Source organism: Peptoniphilus asaccharolyticus DSM 20463 (assembly GCF_900176115.1).
GTDB lineage: Bacteria > Bacillota > Clostridia > Tissierellales > Peptoniphilaceae > Peptoniphilus > Peptoniphilus asaccharolyticus.
Map to the genome: position 1 here is coordinate 1,339,003 of NZ_FWWR01000009.1, position 19,170 is coordinate 1,358,172.

Sequence of the window (19,170 nt, forward strand, 5' to 3'; positions counted from 1 at the left end):
TGCCATTTCTTAGACAAATTGTTATAAAAACTAAACCTAAAACTAAGAATATTTATAGAAAAAGATAATATAATATATAGTGGAGGGTGAAAGATGTTTGTTAATGATAAGATAAAAAAGAATTTAAAAAATTTACTAATACTCACCATATTTATTTTTTCTATAATCACATTGAAAAATGAAGTTGGTCACATTCAAAGGTCAGATATTAAAAATATAATAGACAATATTGGTGTAGACAATTTAGTGATAATGATTTTATTGGGCGTGTTCTCGTTTAGTTTTAGTATTGGATATGATATTTTTATGGCTCGAAAGTTGGATATGAAATTGAGTTTGAAAAATATCATAAATATAGGCTGGATATGTCAGTCTTTTAATTATACAGTTGGCATGGCAGGGATGGCTGGATTCTCTATCAGAAAATCACTGTATGCACAAGAGGGGCAAGATTCTAAGAAAGCTGACAAAGTTTCTATAGCGGTAATAATATATTCGGCTTCGGGACTGTTTGTGTTGAGTTTGCTTTCTATAATAAACTTTAAAGGGATAGGAACCAATTACAAAGCACTTTTTATTTTGGTAGATATTTTGTTTTTAATGATATATCTCTTTATAGATAAGTTGCAGCGCTTTTTTAAACGAGAACTTGTAAGCTTTGAATTTTTAGATTTTAAAACTAAATCACCGCTTATTCTAATATCAGCTGTAGAATGGATTTTTGCTGCACTTTATTTTGCAATACTGTTTAAACTTTTAGGACGTGATTTGTCTATAGTTGACTTGGCGCTTATATATTCCGTTTCAACAATGGCGGGGATAATCTCAATGATACCTGGTGGATTTGGTTCTTTTGAAGGAACTGTTTTAATGCTTGGAAGATTGTATGGCGTCAGTACGGATGTGTTCTTTCCTGTGTTAATAATTTTCAGGTTGGGATATTATATAGTGCCTTGGTTGATAGGAATAGTATTATTTGGATTGACGGAATATAAATTCAAAACAGAAAATAAAAACTATGCGCTATATCTAAAGATGACTCGTAATTTACTTGGAACGTTGACTTTAATTTCAGGGATTTTAATGATGCTAAGTGCACATCTGCCAGTTTGGTTAGAGTTTCTAAGATATAGTTTTGCGGGTGTTTTGATAGAGAGAAATGTGCCAATAATTTCACTTTATATAGGTTTGGTATTAGTTGTTATTTCAAAGACTATATTCACCGGAATAAAAAAGGGATACTATATAGTCATCACTATTATGACAACAACGGGAATATATTATTTTATCGAGGGATATAGTGTGTTGATGTCCACAGTACTATTGTTGATAGCGCTGTCTCTCGCGCTAAACAAGAAAGCATTTGAAAATAAATTTATAAAATTCAAAGTGGAAAATTTAAAGAATGCTCTATTTATAACAATTTTTGGAATGGTAGTGTACGGAGTGATCTACAATATATTCCACAAAATCAACTTCTTCACTTCAACAGGTAAGTACTCTGCAAGCTTTATTGTGGGAAATTGGTATTGGCTACTATGTTTTCTATTTATTACTACAATTAGTTCTCTAATTGTAATCTATATCAGCAGAGACAATAGCAATATGTTTGAGTTGACCGAAGAACAGATAGAATTGTATGAAGATTTAAAAAAGAAATATCCAAATACATTGTATTCACAAATTTTATATTCAGGAGATAAATATCTATTCTTTAATCAAGAAAAGAATGTGGCAATAATTTACACCCCTTATGGTAATAATTTATTTGCACTTGGTGACCCACTTGGAGATTCGGAATATTTTGTTCATGCCATAGATGAGTTTGTGGCTTGGGGAACGTCAATTGATATGCTAGTGAGCTTTTATGAAGTGAGCAATAAATATCTAGAGTCATATATTGCCAACGGATTTAGACTTTTAAAGTTGGGCGAAGAGGCAAAGATTGATCTCGGCGAACTTACAACAGAGGGTAAGAAGGGAAGAAATAATAGAAGTACATTAAATAAGATGGCAACGGAAGAATGTACATTTGAGGTTTTAGAACCGCCGTTTTCAAATGAGACCTTGCAAAGTTTAAAGCAAGTGTCAGATGAGTGGCTAAACGGGCGAAAAGAAATGGGATTTTCAATTGGAGTTTATGACGAAGAGTATTTGAATAGAGGCAAGGTTTTTGTAATAAGAGACAAAAATGGAGAGATAGTCGCCTTTTCAAACCTTATTGAAGTTTTAAACACTGGTGGAATTTCCATAGATTTAATGCGACACAAAAGAGACAGCATAAATGGAATTATGGATATTTTGTTTGTAAGCATAATGATTTGGGCCAAAGAAGAAGGGTATGAGTATTTTGACATAGGCATTTCACCACTTTCTAATTTGGGAGAGAAACCATATTCTGATGGATATGAAAAGCTACTAAATTTGGCGTATAAATTTGGAAATAAAATATATAGTTTTAAAGGACTTCGTTCATACAAAGAAAAATTCAGACCTAATTGGTCAAATGTGTACTTGGCATATAAGGATAATAAAGTGATAACAAAAGTGTTGATTGACTTATTTAAACTTTGTCACGTGCCAAGAGATTGATGTTTATCAGGAGGAAATATGAGTTCAAAATTGGTATCTATGACTAACAAGAGCAGCAGAGCTGACTTCGAAGAAATTTGTGCAGTGTTAGAAGAAGAGCTAGGAGCGGAAAAGCTATATAAAATTGTAAAAAATTTTGATGACTCAACTGTCACAATGGCGACTTTTGAAAAATTTTACTTTAGAACCAGTAGCTATGCGAATTTAACCATATTGTTTACTGAACGAAAAGATATACAAGAGGTGGATATAATAGGATCTGCTGGCGGAGAAGGAGTTTTTAATATTAGTTGGGGAGCTAACTCAAACTTTGCCTTAAAATCAGCAGACATATTTGCGAGGTATGGATTTAATTTTGTAGAAGAAAACTAAAATTTTAAGTCGAGGTTGACCTGTCCTCTGGGGACAATGCTATTCTCTTGTTAAGGGGTGGTAGTATGCTTAGAAATGAAGTTGAAAAGATAACAGGACTTACCAGAAAGGCTATAGAATATTACGAGAAAAAGGGTTTGATAAACCCAAGTAAGACTGAAAATGGATATAGAGAGTATTCAGAGAGTGATGTAGAGAAGCTGCAAAAGATATCTGTCTATAGAAAATTGGGACTTAGCATTTCTGAAATAAAAAGTCTGGATAGTGGTCATTCAATTGGTTCATTAGTTAGAGAAAAAGAAATAAAACTGACAAATCAAAATAAGAAAAACGAACTCTTAAATAAATTGGCGAGTGGAGTTGGAATTGAAGAAATAGAAGAAGCGATATCTGTATTAGAACTCAATGATTCAGTTTACGACAGACTTGAGAGAGCATTTCCAGGTTATTTAGGTCAGGTGTTTTTTAGTGCATACAAACCGTTTTTAGAAGAGCCTTTAAATGAAGAAAATACAAAATATTTTGAAGAATATATCTCATTTATGGATAGCTTGCCAACACTTGATTTATCTAAAGAAGAGATTGAGTATATCGAGAAAGTATCAAGTGAAATAACAGTAGATATGTTAGACGAAGTCAATCGAAATAAAGTAGAAGCTATAAATAATGTGGAAAATTGGTTGGCGGATAATCAAAATAAAATCGATGAGTATGAAGCGTATAAAGCAAATGAAGAATATAAAAATAGCTATTTAAAATCAATTGATGATAAATTAAAAAGATATATGCAAGACAACAACTATTATACAGTGCCTGTTGACCTACTCAGAAAGATTAGTCCAAGTTATAATGAATATTATAAAAATTTACTTATAGCTAATGAAAAGTATATAGATTTGAAAAATAATGCTAAAAATTAAACTATAAATTTAAAGGTGAAAGAGAGATATATTCATCTGAAAATAGCAAAAAATCGTGTAATAATCTTTACAAAGTAACAACTTTGTGATAATATACATTGGTAAATTTAACACGAAGGTCATTGACCAGCAAGGGCTCTCGCAGAGGCCCTTTTTTATAGGAGGTGTTTTTATGGCTGATAGAGTGGTTTTAGAGTGTACACAATGCAAACAAAGAAATTATGTCACTTATAAGAACAAGAAGAATACCACTGAAAGGTTGGAACTAAAGAAGTACTGTAAGTTCTGTAAAGAGCATACAACTCATAAGGAAACTAAGTAACTTTAATAGGAGGACGAAATGGCAACTAGCAAGGAGTCTGTTCAAAAAGTAGAAGATAAGAGCCTAGGAAAATATTTCAGAGGCGTGAAATCAGAATTCAAAAAAGTTGTTTGGCCTACAAAAAAAGAAATAGTTAACTTATCTATGATTGTAATAACAGCAGTTATAGCTTTTTCTATTCTTCTTACAATATACGATAAGATTGTTATGTTCTTATTAAACCTAATCATAGGATAGGTGATATTTTGGATCAAGAAATACGCGAGCCCAAAATAAACGAGGAAGAGCAATCATATCAAAAAGAAGATAAGGCAAAGTGGTATGTAATCCACACTTACTCAGGACACGAAAACAAGGTAAAAGATAACATGGAAGCAATGGTCCAAAATAGAAATATGCAGGACTATATCTTAGACATTCAAGTTCCTCTTGAAGAATATGTAGAAAGTAAAGATGGACAAAGAAAAGTTAAAGAGAGAAAGATGTTTCCTTCATACGTCTTAGTTAAGATGATTATGAATGATGAATCTTGGTACCTTGTAAGAAACACAAGAGGAGTAACTGGATTTGTAGGTCCGGGATCTAAACCAGTACCTCTTCTTGATGAAGAAGTACGAGTTCTTGGAGTAGCTGAAGATAAAGAGTTATTCGGAAATTATGAAGTTGGAGAGGAAGTTAAAGTAATTAGCGGACCTTTCAATGATTTCATGGGCAAGATAGACTCTTTAAATTATGAAAAAGGTAAAGTTAAAGTTTCTATATCAATGTTTGGACGAGATACTTTAGTAGAACTAGATTTCAATCAAATTATTAAGAAGTAGAATTGTTATTCTACGCAGTGGGAGGGTAATCCCCATTAACCACAAGGAGGAAATAAAATGGCAAAGAAAGTAATCGCACTTGTAAAATTACAAATTCCTGCCGGAAAGGCAACACCGGCACCACCAGTAGGTACTGCATTAGGACCTCACGGTGTAAACATTATGCAGTTTACAAAAGAATTTAACGCAAAGACTGCAGATCAAGCTGGACTTATAATTCCGGTAGTTTTAACAGTATATCAAGACAGATCTTTTACATTCGTAACTAAGACTCCACCAGCTGCAGTTTTAATTAAGAAAACAATTAATTTAAACTCAGGAAGTGGAGAACCAAATAAGAAAAAAGTTGGTAAGATCACTAAAGCTCAAATCAGAGAAATAGCTGAAACTAAATTACCTGACTTGAACGCTGCAAATGTTGAATCAGCTATGAGCATGATCGCTGGTACAGCAAGAAGTATGGGTGTAGAAGTAATAGATTAGTGGGAGGAGTATTCCGTTAATACCACAAGGAGGGAATTAATGCCAAAAAGAGGTAAAAAATATTTAGAAAGTGCTAAACTTGTAGATAGAACTAAACTTTATGATGTAGCTGATGCTATGGAACTTGTAACAAAGACTGCTACTACAAAATTTGACTCAACTGTTGAACTTGCAGTAAGACTTGGTGTAGACCCTAGACACGCAGATCAACAAGTTAGAGGTACTACAGTACTTCCTCACGGAACAGGTAAGAGCGTTAGAGTTCTTGTACTTGCAAAGGGAGACAAAATCAAAGAAGCAGAAGCTGCTGGAGCAGATTATGCAGGTGGAGAAGAACTTGTTGAAAAAATTCAACAAGAAAACTGGTTTGAATTCGATGTAATGATAGCAACACCTGACATGATGGGTGTAGTTGGTAAGATTGGTAGAGTTTTAGGACCTAAGGGTCTTATGCCAAACCCTAAATCTGGAACAGTTACATTTGACGTTCAAAAAGCTGTAGAAGAAACTAAAGCTGGTAAGGTAGAATATAGAGTTGACAAAGCTGCTATAATCAACGTTGCTATTGGTAAAGTTTCTTTCGGAACAGAAAAACTTACTGACAACTTCAACTCTATTATGCAAGCTATAATCAAAGCTAAACCAGCTGCTGCAAAGGGAAGATATTTAAAATCTGTAACTCTTGCAACTACAATGGGTCCTGGAATCAAAGTAAACGGACAAAAATTAGCTGAATAAAAACATCTTAAGAAGCGGGGTTCCGCTTCTTTTTTTAAATATATTTATAATAAGGGGGCAAACCCAAGTGAATAAAGAATTGATTTTCGACTATATATCAGAAAGTCCAATAATAATGGCTGTAAAAAATGAAGAAGAATTAGATATGGCAATAGAAGGCGATTCTAAAATAATATTTTTGCTATTTGGAAATATTGTAAATATTGGAGACTACGTAAAAAAGATTAAGCAGAATAATAAATATGCAATAGTGCACGTGGATTTAATAGATGGTCTAGCTGCTAGAGAGATTTCGGTTGAGTTTATTAAAAAGTATACAGGTGCAGATGGAATAATTTCAACTAGAATAAATAATATAAAAAGAGCGAAGGAACTGAACTTATTTACTATATTTAGAATTTTTATTATTGATTCAATGTCTCTTGAAAACTTGGAGACCAACATTATGAAATGTACTCCTGATATGGTTGAAATATTACCAGGGCTTATAACTCCAGTTATACAGAAGATTAATGAAAAAATAAAAACACCTATAATAGCGGGTGGACTTATATCAGATAAACACGAAATTATAGATGCACTGAATGCAGGGGCAATGTGTATATCTTCAACAAACCCAGATGTATGGAACTTATAATTTGACAACACACCAATCAGTGTGTATATTTATATTAGCTGAAATTATGGAGTGTAGAGAAGAGCTTTCGGTATAAGACTGAGGGCTCTTTTTATTTTTTTAAGGGGGAAGTTATGTTAAATATAGCGCACAGAGGATTTAGGTCAAAGTATCCGGAAAATACAATGATAGCTTTCAAAAAAGCTTTTGAAGCCGGAGCTGATGGAGTTGAATTTGATGTCCATTTGACAAAAGATGGAGAAGTAGTAATAATTCACGATGAGAGAATAGATAGGACTACAGATGGTAAGGGAAGAGTACAGGATTATACATATCAAGAACTTAGACAATTCAATGCGGCAAAAGGATTTGAGTTAGATAAGGAAGAAATACCTTTATTAGAAGAATACCTAGAATACGTAAAAGATATAGACATAGTTACAAATATCGAGTTGAAAACAGGCGTATATAGCTATCTAGGGATAGAAGATAAAGTAAATGACTTATTAAAAAAATATGAATTAGAAGACAAAGTTATAATATCTTCTTTTAACCATTTTTCAATATTGAGAATGAAGAAAATAAATCCAAATTTACAATATGGATTGCTTACAGATAGTTGGATGCACGAACCGTGGAACTATTTGAATTCACTTGAAGTTAAGCACTACCATCCATCAGGATATGGTATGAGTGAGGATTTAATTAGAGGAATTCACGAAAATGGACTTTGTGTAAATGTATGGTTTGGTTCTGAAAGATGGGATTTTGAAGATGTAATTAAAATGGGAGTAGATGCAATTATAACAGACTATCCGGATGAGATAGATGAAATAAAGAAAAAGTTAATTAAATAAAATTTAGGATAACATTTGCTAATAGCAAAAAAATATGTTACCATTGTAGAAAATAGTGAAACAGTGAGAGATGAGTAGAAGTTTTCAATTATTTTAATTGATTTCGTCTACTCTTTTTTTGTTGTGTTAGGAGGAGTAAATGGAAAACTTAGAACAATTTTTAGAGGCTTTTAACAAAGTCTTGTGGGGAAGATGGTTAGTATTTGTACTTTTGGGATTAGGTGTACTATATACTTTCACAAATGGTTTTATTCAAATTAAAAGATTTAAATACATAATGAATAAAACTTTAATCAACTCATTTAAAGAAAGAAATGTAGAAAAAGAGGAAGGTTCACTTTCAACATTCAAGGCCATGATGGTAACGTTAGCAGGAAATATAGGTGGAGGTAACGTAGTAGGGGTTGCAACAGCTATAGTTTCAGGTGGATTTGGAGCGATTTTCTGGATGTGGCTTGCTGCATTCTTCGGTATGGCGCTTAAATATGGAGAAATTGTACTTTCACAATTATACAGAGGTAGAGATAAAGATGGTAGAATTTTATCAGGACCTATGTACTATATTAGAGATGGTTTGAAAGCACCTTGGTTAGGAGTAGTAATTGCTATTCTAATGACAATAAAAATGATGGGAGCAAATTTAGTACAATCAAATACTATTGCAACTATATTAAAGACTAACTTTAATGTTGATACAAAGATAACAGGAGCAATTTTAGTTTTATTATTACTTGCTATCACATTAGGTGGATTAAAAAGAGTTGCAAATGTAGCTACTAAATTAGTGCCAATTATGAGTATACTTTATTGTATTCTTTGTACTATAGTAATTATTTTAAATATTAAAGCTGTTCCAGCTGTGTTTGCACAAATATTTGAACAAGCTTTTTCATTCAAAGCTGTAGCAGGAGGAACAGGTGGATTTGTAATAGCAAGAGCAATGCAATATGGTATTGCCAGAGGTATGTACTCTAATGAAGCCGGTGAAGGTACAGCACCTTTCGCTCACGGTACTGCAATTGTAGATCATCCAGTAGAAGAAGGAATAACTGGTGTAACAGAAGTTTTCTTAGATACAATAATAATTTGTACAATGACAGCTTTAACTGTTGGAGTATCAGGTATTGCAATTGATGGGTCAATTGAAGCTTCAAGTATGGCTATTATTGCTATAGGAACAGTATACGGACCTCTATCTTTAGTTGCTATATTAGCTCTTTTAATCTTCTGTTTTACAACTCTTATGGGACAATGGTTTAACGCAGCTAAATCATTTACTTATGCATATGGCCCTGGAGTTACAGATGTAGTAAAATATATATTCCCACTATTGTGTATGGTGGGTTCACTTGGTAAAATAAACTTAGTTTGGACAGTTCAAGATATTGCAATGGGACTTGTAATTATTCCGAATATGATTGCATTATTAATCTTATGGCCTAAGGTTAGAGAACAAACATTAGATTATTTTAACAAGTTAGATAATGAAAATAGAAAATAAAATTCAATTGATTTTGAAAAGTAGTGCGATGAGTTTTGAGAAGAGCATGACATGTATTTGTCGTGCTCTTTTTTAATAGGGAGAAAGTTTATGTATGATGTAGTAATTATAGGAGCGGGAGTTTCTGGAACGGCGATAGCTAGAGAACTATCAGCGTATAAAGGAAATTTTTTAGTGTTAGAAAAAGGCGGTGATGTATGTGTAGGTACATCAAAAGCCAATTCAGGAATTGTCCATGGAGGCTATGATGCTAATGAAAATTCATTAATGGCAGAGCTAAATGTTAAAGGAAATAAAATGATGGAGAAGTTATCAAAAGAATTAGGATTTCCTTTTAAAAAGATAGGCTCATTGGTTGTAGCATTTAGAGAAGAAGACATGGATAAGCTTGTAAAATTAAAAGAGCGTGGATTAAAGAATGGAGTTTGTGGATTAGAAATAATAAATCGTGATAAGTTGAGAGAACTTGAACCAAATATTTCTAAAGAAGCATTTGCTGCTTTGTATTGTAGTGAGGCGGGAATAGTTGATCCGTTTTTATTAAATATCGCGATGGCTGAAAATGCTGCACAAAATGGAGTGGAATTTAGATTTAACCAAAGAGTGGAGAATATAAAAAGTATAGATGGTGGCTACGAGATAGTAACTGACGTTGAAACCATACAATCCGTGGCTGTAGTAAATGCAGCTGGGGTATTTGCAGATGATATACACAATATGGTAAGTGATAATAAAATTGAAATTCGTCCAAGAAAGGGAGAATACTTTTTATTAGACAAAGAAGCAAACGGAATTGTTAATCATGTGATGTTTCAATTGCCAACTGAAAAGGGGAAGGGCATTTTGGCAACTCCAACTATAGATGGCAATGTATTATTGGGTCCGACTTCGACTTTTATAGACGATAAAGAGAATAATCAAACTACCTCAGATGAATTAAATTATATTAGAAAAGATACTCAAAAGTTTATAGAGAATATTCCATTTGGCTCAGTTATAACTTCTTTTACAGGTTTGAGAGCTGCCACAGACAATCATGAATTTATAATTGGAGAAGTCGATGGCAAAGAGGGATTTTATGATGTTGCAGGCATGGAATCACCGGGGCTTACATCAGCTCCTGCTGTAGGGGAGAAAGTATCTCGGATGATAGCTGAAAAATATAATTTTGAAAAGAATGAAGATTTTATAGCGAAGAGAAAACCTATTGTATACACAAGAGACTTATCCTTTGAAGAACATCAAAAACTTATAGAACAGGACGAACGTTATGGGAATATGGTTTGTAGATGTGAAAAGGTAACAGAGGGAGAAATTGTAGACAGTATTAATAGAATTCTTGGAGCGAAGACAATAGATGGTATAAAACGCAGATTGAGAGCAACTGCGGGAAGATGCCAAGGGGGATTTTGTACTCCTAAGATTATAGAGATTTTGGCAAGAGAATTAAAAATTGATGAAACAGAAGTTTTAAAAAGTGGTAAGAACTCCAATTTGATAGTTGGAAAAAGAGGAGATATATGAAAGAGTATAGTGTAGTTGTAGTAGGTGGCGGCCCTGCGGGAATGGCAGCGGCTTTAGGTGCTTATGAAGAGGGGATAGAAGACATTCTTGTAATAGAGAGAGATGATAGACTTGGTGGCATTTTAAATCAATGTATACACAATGGCTTTGGATTACATACATTTAAAGAAGAGTTGACAGGTCCGGAGTACGCTTATAGATTTTATGAAAAAATAAAAGAAACTAACATACAGTACGATTTGAATACCACCGTTATAGATATAACTCCTGAAAAGATTTTAAAAGTAATAAACTCTAAAAAAATTGAATATATTAAAGCGAAATCTATTATATTGGCAATGGGCTGTAGAGAAAGACCGAGAGGCGCCCTTAACATAGCGGGAGAAAGACCGGCGGGAGTATACACTGCCGGAACAGCTCAAAAACTTATAAATATCGATGGAATCATGCCGGGAAAAGAAGTTGTAATACTTGGCTCCGGAGATATAGGTTTGATAATGGCAAGGAGAATGAAGTATGAAGGGGCAAATGTAAAAAAAGTTTTGGAGATAATGCCCCATTCAAATGGCTTGAAGAGAAATATAGTTCAGTGTTTAAATGACTATTCAATACCAATTGAACTGTCTAAAACCATTATAAAGATACATGGCAAAGACAGAGTTACGGGAGTGGATATAGCCAAAGTGGATGAGAATTTAACACCGATAAAGGGCACAGAAGAATATATAGAGTGTGATACAGTTCTTTTATCATGTGGCTTGATACCTGAAAATGAATTGTCTAAGGGGATAGGAGTTTCTCTAGATTTGCGAACTAAAGGTCCGGAAGTAAAGAGTAATTTTATGACTAATGTAGAAGGCGTTTTTGCATGCGGGAATGTTTTACATGTACATGATTTAGTGGACTATGTTTCAGAAGAAGCAAAACAAGCTGGCAGCAGTGCGGCGAGGTATGTGAAGCGAGAAAGAGATAATATAGCAGCTAAAGTCAAGCTAAGTGCACTAAATGGAATTAGTTATACAGTTCCTCTGGAAATAGATGTGACAGATATAGAAGATTATACAGTTAGATTCAGAGTAAAAGAGATATTTAAAAATAAATACTTAGTTGCCAGATTAGATGGAAGAGAAATATTTAGAAGAAAGAAAAATTTAATGTTGCCGGCTGAAATGGAAAAATTAAATTTAAAACGAGATGATATTGTGAATGGGAAAGAACTAAGTTTTTCTGTGGAGGAACAATGAAAAAGAATATGATTTGTATAACTTGCCCAATTGGTTGTGAATTGGAAGTAGAAGTTGATGGTGACGAGATATTTGTAAGTGGAAATAATTGTAAGAGAGGGGAGGTGTATGCTAAAGCTGAAGTAACAGCTCCAAAAAGAATGATTACATCAATAATAAATGTTGAAAAGGGGAAATACAGATGTGCATCTGTAAAGACAACTGAGCCTGTAGATAAAAATATGATTTTTGAAATATTAGATGAAATAAAAAAAGTTAGTATAGAGGCTCCTATTAATATAGGTGATGTGATAATAGAAGATATTTTTGGAACAGGAGTTGACATTGTGGCGACTTCTGATGTTGCAAAAGTTTAGCTGAGATTATGGATTTTACTTTTGAATTAGAATTATTACTAAGAGTGGCACTATCTGTAGTATGTGGTTTTATAATAGGACATGAGCGTGAAAATAGAAACAAATTTGCCGGAATAAGAACTCATATAATAGTTTCGTTAGGAGCATGTTTGGGAATGATAATTTCAAAATATGGCTTTGCAGACACTCCGAACTATGACGCTGCAAGAGTGGCGGCTCAAATTATATCTGGAGTAGGGTTTTTAGGGACGGGTGTAATTTTTGTAAAAGACGATACAATAAGTGGTCTTACAACTTCTGCTGGAATATGGACTATGGCCATTATAGGTATGAGCTTCGGGGCAGGACTTTATTTTGTAGGTATAGTAGTTTGCGTAATTATGGCTATAGTACAGAGTATGTTGTATGTTGGTGGTGTATTCTTTTCAGCAGCTTCAACTCACACACTTGTAATAAAAGCTACTGACTTGATGATAATAGAAAAAATAAGACAGAATATAGGATATAAAAAAATAAAGTATAGTAATGTAAAACAGACCAATGGTGAAAATACGCTGACAATAAATGTAAGATTTTTATCGGATGATGAAGAAGAAATATCGAAATTATCTGAAATGTTAACTGACAATGAAATGGTCGAGAAATTTTATATTCTATAAAAATAAAAAAATCAATCCGTTGAGTAGACAATGGATTGATTTTTTTACTATTCACTTCTTATTGCATCTAATGCGGATAACTTCATAGCACGTTTTGCAGGGAAGTATCCGGCTAAAATTCCGATTAAGCAAGAGAAGAACAAAGCCACCAAGATCAACCAAAATGGTATATAGGATATCTTAGGATCGAAGTCTCCAATTGAAGAGAATTTAGATAGTAGAAATCCTTTTGCTATAATATTGAACACGGTTGATAAAATAAGTGAGAGGATAACTCCGATTATTCCTCCGAGAAGCCCTATGAATCCGGCCTCTATAAGAAACAATTTTTTTATATCCGATATTGAAGCTCCGATAACTTTCATTACACCTATTTCTCGAGTTCTCTCATAAATTGACATAATCATCGTATTGGTGATTCCAATTGCAGCTACTAAAAATGAAATTGCGGATATTGCGCCAAACACTGCCTGTATAATCAAAATATTTTTATTTTGGTTTTCCAAAATTTCTGCAAATATATTTGAAGCATTGTAGCCCATGGATTTCAAAGTTTCTTGTACATATTTAACATTTTTAATGTCATCTACTTTAACTTTAATAAGTGAGTATTCATTTAGCTTAGGTGGTGCTGTATTTGAAAATTGAGCAGAATCTTTTACTAATTTTTTCAAGTAGTCTATTGGCATATATACTGTGTTGTAGTTTTGCCAATCATTTTCGTTTTCTACGAGCACACCAACTACAGAAACTTTTTCTGAATATACAGGCTTATTTTCATCACCTTCTGAAAAGTTTCCGGACATTTCTGCGCCCTCAATATTGACTTTAGAAATTTCAATTTTACTTTTCATAGGATCTACTTTAGTTGAGGCATCTATATTCATTCTCTTAGGGTCATTAAAATTTTTGGAAATACCACCGCTAAATACTATGTGTTTTGTATCTCCGGTGCCAAGTAGTCTTCCATCTTGTATTTTGAAATCGAAGTCTTCCATAACTTTAGGTGGTATAGCTATAATGCTTGCCCATTCGTTCACATATCTACCGCTTTTAAAAGTGGCTGATGCCTTGTAGATTGGCATTACAGAAGTTACGTGGTCGACACGTGAAGCTTCTGTAACGGCTGCATCATTTAATTTCTTTTCTTTGGTTTTTATTGTGGACTCACCGTCCATTGCGCTGAAGTCTTTTTGCAAATCTAAAATAGTCAAGTTACCCATTGAAGAGTACATTGCCGTATTTATTTTTTGAAATCCAAAACCAATTGATAACATGACTATAATGGAAGTCGTACCTATTATAACTCCAAGCACTGTTAAAAAAGTTCTCAGCTTTCTGGACTTTAGATTTTTAAGAGCCATTGAAATTAAATCATTTATACTCATTACAATTTCAAATCCTCATCATTTTTCTTTTGTTTATGTTTTTTATAGAAGACAAATCCACCAGCTCCTGCGCCCAATATGACAAGTGGAATAATTAGCATAAGAGGGTTGAATGAACTGCCTTGTGGGATATCATCTGTTGTCTCCGGCATTGAGAAATCTTGTGCGTCGAAGGTGTAGTCACGTTTTAGAGTTTCCTTTTTACCGGTAGAGTCTTCGTATGAAAATTCTATTTCAAATTTGCCTTTTCCGGCTTTTTCCGGAGTTACAGAAACTGTAAATTGTTCTGAACTACCAGGAGAAAAATTGCCCTTGTAACTAGATGGAATATCAAATTTTAAATTCTTTCCGTTTATTTTAACCAACACATTATAAAGAGAAGCCTTTCCAGTGTTGAAGTAGTCCACAGACACTGGGTTTTCTTGTCCTACAATGAATTCGCCTTGAGGAACTATATCACCTATATCAAGTTTGGCTTTTTGAACAACTGGTATACCGATTTGTTCAGTGGCTTGATATTTTTCAGCTTTAGAATCTTCATACTCAAAAGTTGCAACCACAGTGTAAGTCTTAGCCGCTGTATCTGGAACTGTTGTAAACACTATTTCTTTCTCAACTCTCTTACCAGGTTTTATTTCTGGTACGTAGAATGTATTGGAACTTCCGACAGGTGTAAAGACAGATGCTGTACTTGGAGTGGAAGATGAACCGCTATTTCCTGATTGAGAATTGCCGGAGTTGTTAGAAACGGACTCTTGAGCATCAGATGTCAAAAGTATTTTTATATTTCTAACTGATTTTTTTGCATTTGTATTGAATAATTTTAAATGCATTTTAAAAGGTGTACCGGCTTCTATTATTTCAGGGTCAAATGAGTATTCTTCTAATATCAATTTTGGTACAGGAGAAGTATCTTTTGCATTTGGATCGACTGGCTTAGGCGCTTTTATAAACACACCCACAACTTGAGTTGTCTCAAGCGTTCCATCAGCTCCATCGCTATAAGTCACCTTTAAATCTACTGGATAGTTTTTAGTTTCTGCAGACGGTGTGGTAATGAAATCAAATGAGTAGTGATTTGATTTACCTGGAGCAATGGATTTAGTTAAGACCTTAGAAACAGATTTTGAAGCTAAACCATTTTGATCTTGTGATACTGCAGTTACAGTAATGTTTTTAGCGATGTTCTTTCCTGTATTTGCTATGTCAAAACCTATTGTAGTAGTTTGATTTCTGCTAAGCACTTTTGTAGGGAAAATTAAGTTTTGAAACTCCAAGTTTGTAGAACTCTTAGGAGCTTTTAAAACATCAACTGAAAAACTATAAGAACCTTCTTTTGGAGCTTTTGTAGAGTCATCTCCAACAAAAGAATATTTTAGAGTCAGCATATAACTTCCCGCTGGAGTAGAACTATCAGATTTTAAATCGAAGTATATAGGTGTTGAATTACCCGGTTCAAGTGAAGTTATATCTATAGTAGAAAGTCCTTTTGCAAGAGTTAGCTTTCCGCTCTCTAAGCCTTCAAGAGAAATTTTTATGTTCTTAGCTGTGGCATCTCCAGTATTTTTAATTGTAAAAGGTACTTCAAATGGCTTGCCGGGTTGTACTGAACCGGTCCAAAGAGCACTCTTAGATACCTCAAGAGATGGATTGACAGGTTTTTCTGGAGCAACTACTCTAACGTAGATAGTTTCTTCTTGCTCTGTGAATGTATCATTTACGTAGTATCTTAGTTTTAGTTTTATAGGAACAGATTTAGTTTTGAAATCTCTTTCAGTTCTCAAATAGAATGTCCCATTTATAAAACTATTTGTGTTTATTTCGCCGTTGTTTATTGCATAGCCATCGCCGTCTATGTATACCTTTTCAGGATTTTCAATAAAGGCTTGAACAGAAATTCCACGTATATTTTCTTCGCTAGAATTGTTGTTTACTGTTATAGTTACAGCTGCAGCTTCTCCATCGTTTAAATTTATAGTTTGTGGAGCTGATACATTTAGTTTTAAGCCATGTGTTACTGGTGTACTTGCACTTACAAAATTTGAGTTAAATAATATTAAAAGTGCTAATAAATAAATAGTAAATCTTTCCATTATTTCCTCCGAGTTAAGAGATTATTGATTCATTGTCTTCGACGTTTATAATTTTTCCATCTTTCATGTGTATTATCACGTCTGCATAAACTGATGTTTCAACATCATGAGTTACAATAATCAAAGTTTGATTATGTTTTCTGGATATAGAGCACATGAGCTGCATTATATCATCAGATGTCTTACTATCTAAGTTACCGGTCGGCTCATCTGCAAAAACAATAGGGGGACTATCCACAAATGCCCTGGCAATGGATACTCTTTGTTGTTGACCACCGCTCATTTCATTTGGCTTATGCCTTAAACGATCTCCCAAACCAACTTTAGTTAGTATATCCTTTGCAAATTCATTTCTTTTTGATTTTGAAACGCCTTTAAAGGTAAGACCTAAACTCACATTTTCTGATGCATCCAAAGTGGGTATTAGATTGTATGATTGAAAAACGAATCCAACATTCAACTGCCTAAATTTTGTGATTTGATCTTCGTTTAAATTGACAATATTAATTCCACCAATGAGGACTTCTCCTGAAGTTGGTTTATCCAACCCTGCAAGTATGTTTAGTAGAGTAGACTTTCCACTACCGGATGTGCCTAGCAGACATACGATTTGACCTTTGTTAATTTTCAAATTGACATCATTTAGTGCATATACAGAGGAGTCTCCCATCTTATATATCTTTGTGAGATTTTTAGTTTCTATAAAAGAATCCATATTTACCTCCTTATGAGATATAGTATAACAAACTTGCTAACTGATAGTAAATTTTAGTTTTACTAAGAAAAGGCAAAGGTTAGTTAACAAAAAAGTGTTAGTGATAATAGATATATTTACAGAATTTATTTTTAAATAATTATGGAATAGTGTTGACAAAAGATATAAGAGAGTATAAAATACATATGTTAATTAACCGCAGACAGTAGGGGAGCAATCTTAAAAAGCCTACCGAGGTAAGATCGTTTTAAATACGAATTTCTTAATCTCATCAGTCTGCGATGGGATTTTTTATATTTGGAGGTGAAATAGTGAAAGAAGAAAAGCTAAATGGAAAAGTCCAATTAGTAGATGAAATCAAAGCAAAGATTGAAAGTGCACAAAGTATTGTACTTGTTAACTATAGAGGTCTTACTGTAGAAGAAGTTACTGAACTTAGAAGTAAATACAGAGAAGCAAACGTAGAATACAAAGTTTACAAAAATACTATGATGAGACGTGCTTTCGAAGAACTTGGACAAACTGAAATTTCAGAATACTTAGTAGGACCAAGCGCGATAGCATTTTCACTAGAAGATCCGGTTTCAGCAGCAAAAGTAACAGCTGAATTCGCTAAAGAACATGACGCATTAGAAATTAAATCCGGTGTTGTAGACGGAAAATTAATTTCTAAAGAAGAAGTAGAAGGTCTTGCTAAATTACCATCTAAAGAAGTACTTGTTGCTAAATTACTTGGCAGCATGAACAGCCCAATTCAAGGTCTTGTTAATGTACTTAACGGAAATATTAGAGGACTTGCAGTGGTACTAAAAGCCATAGCAGAAAAGAAAGAACAAGAAACAGCATAAAATTTTAGTGCATAGCACAAACAGGAGGATATTATAATGTCAGATAAAGTACAATCACTTATTGAAGAAATCAAAGGTTTAACAGTATTAGAACTTTCAGAAGTAGTTAAAGCATTAGAAGAAGAATTCGGAGTATCAGCAGCAGCTCCTATGGCAGTTGCAGCAGCTCCAGTAGCAGGAGCAGCAGCTCCAGCAGCTGAAGAAAAAACTGAATTTGATGTAGTTATCAAAGATGCAGGTGCAGAAAAAGTTAAAGTTATCAAAGTAGTTAAAGATGCTACAGGACTTGGACTAAAAGACGCTAAAGCTATCGTTGACGGAGCTCCAAAAGCAGTTAAAGAAGGCGCAAGCAAAGAAGAAGCTGAAGAATTAAAAGCTAAATTAGAAGAAGCAGGAGCAACTGTAGAACTTGCTTAATTAAATTAAATTTTAATTTAAAATAAAGGCTCTATAATATCTGTTGGGGAGTAAATCCCTAACAGATATTTTTATGCAAAAAAATTGCACTTATACGCTTTTAGTCCTAAACTTTAAGTAACCAACAACAAAGCTTGGAGGTGCATATAAGTGCAAAATAATAATATCATGAATTTGTTTGGTTTTAAAGATGTAGTTTTTGATAGTGTTGATGAGAGTAATAATTTTGTTAATGTTCACGCTTCTGTTTCTAAGATGTCTATTTGTCCTCATTGTGGTTCTAAAAAGATTTGGGTTCATGATCATAGAATTCAAAAGATTAGGGATACTCACATCCGAGGTAAGAAATCTTTGATTTTCTTAAAGAAAACTAGATATGATTGTAAGTCTTGTGGTTCTCGTTTTGAGAGGAATCTTGATTTTATTGCCAAAGGTCATACTATGACCAATAGACTTGTTTTTGCTATTGTTTCTGAGTTTGATGAGGTGTATTCTATATCTTCTATTGCTAATAGGTATAATGTTTCTTCAAACACAGTATTAAGAATTTTAAATTGTTTAAGTGCTTCTAGAGATAGGCTATCAGAAGTATTATGTATAGACGAATTTAAAGGTGATAGTGGTAATAACAGGTATCAGACTTCTCTTCTTGATGGATCTAAACACTCTATCATAGATATCTTACCATCGAGAGATAAGAATAC

21 protein-coding genes and 1 other annotated feature are annotated in these 19,170 nt (G+C 33.5%); of the genes, 18 read left to right on the forward strand and 3 right to left on the reverse strand.

All coding sequences use genetic code 11. The features are described 5' to 3' along the window. Positions 1 to 93 precede the first annotated feature (93 nt). The 15 genes from mprF (at position 94) to B8869_RS07625 (ending at position 13,005) form a co-directional block, all read left to right on the forward strand. Positions 94 to 2,592, forward strand: coding sequence for a bifunctional lysylphosphatidylglycerol flippase/synthetase MprF (mprF, locus tag B8869_RS07555; protein WP_084231013.1), 2,499 nt, complete (start codon positions 94 to 96; stop codon positions 2,590 to 2,592). Between the two features lie 18 nt (positions 2,593 to 2,610). Beyond that, the gene (locus B8869_RS07560) at positions 2,611 to 2,964 is read left to right on the forward strand and encodes a DUF6054 family protein (protein WP_084231014.1); all 354 of its coding nucleotides are present in this window, start codon (positions 2,611 to 2,613) and stop codon (positions 2,962 to 2,964) included. A 65-nt stretch (positions 2,965 to 3,029) separates the two neighbouring features. After that, complete coding sequence (locus B8869_RS07565) at positions 3,030 to 3,884, forward strand: MerR family transcriptional regulator (RefSeq protein ID WP_084231015.1); 855 nt, start codon at positions 3,030 to 3,032, stop codon at positions 3,882 to 3,884. A 172-nt stretch (positions 3,885 to 4,056) separates the two neighbouring features. Further along, the gene (rpmG, locus tag B8869_RS07570; protein ID WP_004820424.1) at positions 4,057 to 4,206 is read left to right on the forward strand and encodes a 50S ribosomal protein L33; all 150 of its coding nucleotides are present in this window, start codon (positions 4,057 to 4,059) and stop codon (positions 4,204 to 4,206) included. An 18-nt stretch (positions 4,207 to 4,224) separates the two neighbouring features. After that, complete coding sequence (secE, locus tag B8869_RS07575) at positions 4,225 to 4,443, forward strand: preprotein translocase subunit SecE (RefSeq protein ID WP_004820425.1); 219 nt, start codon at positions 4,225 to 4,227, stop codon at positions 4,441 to 4,443. A 35-nt stretch (positions 4,444 to 4,478) separates the two neighbouring features. Then, on the forward strand, positions 4,479 to 5,027 hold the full coding sequence (nusG, locus tag B8869_RS07580; protein ID WP_084231079.1) for a transcription termination/antitermination protein NusG: 549 nt from the start codon (positions 4,479 to 4,481) through the stop codon (positions 5,025 to 5,027). A gap of 57 nt (positions 5,028 to 5,084) precedes the next feature. After that, the gene (rplK, locus tag B8869_RS07585) at positions 5,085 to 5,510 is read left to right on the forward strand and encodes a 50S ribosomal protein L11 (RefSeq protein ID WP_084231016.1); all 426 of its coding nucleotides are present in this window, start codon (positions 5,085 to 5,087) and stop codon (positions 5,508 to 5,510) included. A 39-nt stretch (positions 5,511 to 5,549) separates the two neighbouring features. Continuing rightward, positions 5,550 to 6,248: a 50S ribosomal protein L1 gene (rplA, locus tag B8869_RS07590; RefSeq protein ID WP_084231017.1), complete on the forward strand. Its 699-nt coding sequence runs from the start codon at positions 5,550 to 5,552 to the stop codon at positions 6,246 to 6,248. 67 nt (positions 6,249 to 6,315) lie between these two features. Next, on the forward strand, positions 6,316 to 6,885 hold the full coding sequence (locus B8869_RS07595; protein WP_084231018.1) for a glycerol-3-phosphate responsive antiterminator: 570 nt from the start codon (positions 6,316 to 6,318) through the stop codon (positions 6,883 to 6,885). A 113-nt stretch (positions 6,886 to 6,998) separates the two neighbouring features. Continuing rightward, the gene (locus B8869_RS07600) at positions 6,999 to 7,721 is read left to right on the forward strand and encodes a glycerophosphodiester phosphodiesterase (protein ID WP_084231019.1); all 723 of its coding nucleotides are present in this window, start codon (positions 6,999 to 7,001) and stop codon (positions 7,719 to 7,721) included. A 139-nt stretch (positions 7,722 to 7,860) separates the two neighbouring features. After that, the gene (locus B8869_RS07605; RefSeq protein ID WP_084231020.1) at positions 7,861 to 9,222 is read left to right on the forward strand and encodes an alanine/glycine:cation symporter family protein; all 1,362 of its coding nucleotides are present in this window, start codon (positions 7,861 to 7,863) and stop codon (positions 9,220 to 9,222) included. Between the two features lie 90 nt (positions 9,223 to 9,312). Further along, a complete protein-coding gene (locus tag B8869_RS07610; protein ID WP_084231021.1) occupies positions 9,313 to 10,746 on the forward strand; it encodes an NAD(P)/FAD-dependent oxidoreductase in 1,434 nt (477 codons plus the stop codon). Then, complete coding sequence (locus B8869_RS07615; RefSeq protein ID WP_084231022.1) at positions 10,743 to 11,990, forward strand: NAD(P)/FAD-dependent oxidoreductase; 1,248 nt, start codon at positions 10,743 to 10,745, stop codon at positions 11,988 to 11,990. The genes B8869_RS07610 and B8869_RS07615 overlap by 4 nt, the downstream gene beginning before the upstream one ends. After that, positions 11,987 to 12,346 (forward strand): DUF1667 domain-containing protein, encoded by a 360-nt coding sequence (locus B8869_RS07620; protein WP_084231023.1) that lies wholly within the window; start codon positions 11,987 to 11,989, stop codon positions 12,344 to 12,346. Before B8869_RS07615 ends, B8869_RS07620 begins: the two co-directional genes overlap by 4 nt. Positions 12,347 to 12,354: 8 nt before the next feature. After that, positions 12,355 to 13,005, forward strand: a complete 651-nt coding sequence (locus tag B8869_RS07625) for an MgtC/SapB family protein (protein WP_084231024.1) — start codon at positions 12,355 to 12,357, stop codon at positions 13,003 to 13,005. A 47-nt stretch (positions 13,006 to 13,052) separates the two neighbouring features. Here the strand turns inward: B8869_RS07625 and B8869_RS07630 are convergent, their stop codons facing one another. Genes B8869_RS07630 through B8869_RS07640 form a run of 3 tightly spaced genes read right to left on the reverse strand, consistent with a single transcriptional unit; the run spans position 13,053 to position 17,201 of the window. Next, positions 13,053 to 14,393: an ABC transporter permease gene (locus B8869_RS07630; protein WP_084231025.1), complete on the reverse strand. Its 1,341-nt coding sequence runs from the start codon at positions 14,391 to 14,393 to the stop codon at positions 13,053 to 13,055. Further along, positions 14,393 to 16,486 (reverse strand): COG1361 S-layer family protein, encoded by a 2,094-nt coding sequence (locus B8869_RS07635; RefSeq protein ID WP_084231026.1) that lies wholly within the window; start codon positions 16,484 to 16,486, stop codon positions 14,393 to 14,395. Before B8869_RS07635 ends, B8869_RS07630 begins: the two co-directional genes overlap by 1 nt. A gap of 13 nt (positions 16,487 to 16,499) precedes the next feature. Continuing rightward, complete coding sequence (locus B8869_RS07640; protein WP_084231027.1) at positions 16,500 to 17,201, reverse strand: ABC transporter ATP-binding protein; 702 nt, start codon at positions 17,199 to 17,201, stop codon at positions 16,500 to 16,502. Between the two features lie 178 nt (positions 17,202 to 17,379). Next, positions 17,380 to 17,504 (forward strand) — a sequence feature (ribosomal protein L10 leader region). An 8-nt stretch (positions 17,505 to 17,512) separates the two neighbouring features. On the opposite strand from B8869_RS07640, the gene rplJ reads away from it, so the two are divergent. From rplJ to B8869_RS07655, 3 genes are all read left to right on the forward strand, one after another. Further along, on the forward strand, positions 17,513 to 18,049 hold the full coding sequence (rplJ, locus tag B8869_RS07645) for a 50S ribosomal protein L10 (protein ID WP_084231028.1): 537 nt from the start codon (positions 17,513 to 17,515) through the stop codon (positions 18,047 to 18,049). 36 nt (positions 18,050 to 18,085) lie between these two features. Continuing rightward, entirely contained in the window at positions 18,086 to 18,466 is a 381-nt protein-coding gene (gene rplL / locus B8869_RS07650) for a 50S ribosomal protein L7/L12 (protein WP_084231029.1), read from the forward strand. Between the two features lie 150 nt (positions 18,467 to 18,616). Beyond that, positions 18,617 to 19,170, forward strand: a 554-nt coding sequence (locus B8869_RS07655) for a transposase family protein (RefSeq protein WP_234989791.1), incomplete at its 3' end; no start/stop codon positions are given.